The sequence below is a fragment of the Nodosilinea sp. P-1105 genome (genome assembly GCF_012911975.1).
Taxonomy (GTDB): Bacteria; Cyanobacteriota; Cyanobacteriia; order Phormidesmidales; family Phormidesmidaceae; genus Nodosilinea.
Map to the genome: position 1 here is coordinate 1 of NZ_SMDQ01000182.1, position 741 is coordinate 741.

Sequence of the window (741 nt, forward strand, 5' to 3'; positions counted from 1 at the left end):
CTCCAGGTTATAGCGCACACAACGACTATTGATCCGCACCCAGTGGATGCCCTCGATCCAGTCCCCTTGAAGACGGTACTTTTTCAAGGTCGAGCCGCTCAGGTTCAGACATTCTGAAGCTTTCCGCTTATTGACAAAAAGAAGCATGGCACCCAACTCCTGGGGTAACAACAGGGATCAATCCCGAATCAGAGAGGGTAGAGCATCGCGGTACAAGCGCTCTCGTTTCGTGGCTGGTACCGCCCTGATAGGAGTATTCTACGATGGCTAGTCAGTTATGGCTGTTTTTATGCTGACCAATGAAACAATAGTTCATCATTGATCAGCATTGAGGCGGTTGTACCTTTGCTGGATGAGGAGAAGAGCCCACCCAGAGCGGCAGGCTTGCGAGAGCTGCTCAATCACTTGCCTCGGTTAATCCTGGAGGATGTCCCCCAAATCTCCCAACTCATCCCCATCCATCATCACCCCTTGCTCAATATCCACAGATACCCCTGCGGCTGATGGGAATGAGAGCGCCCCACTCCCTCTCACGGCCACCACTAACTCTTCTAGGATGGCCTCCAGACGAGCGGTGTTGCCCAGGGGCGTTGGAGCACTGTTATTCGATGTGACGGGATTAGCAATCTGGTAACGATCGCATAAATCGGCAATCTGCTTGGCTAACCGCTCCACACAATGCCGGGCAATTTCCTGAATCTCCGAGACCGATCGCTCACCGTGGATTTCCTCCGCCAGGGG

General features: G+C 53.3%; 1 protein-coding gene. It reads right to left on the bottom strand.

What is annotated here, in order from left to right; translation table 11 throughout:
• Window positions 1–414: 414 nt before the first annotated feature.
• A partial coding sequence (locus tag E1H13_RS26670; RefSeq protein WP_169617980.1) for a hypothetical protein occupies window positions 415–741 on the bottom strand: 327 nt, incomplete at its 5' end.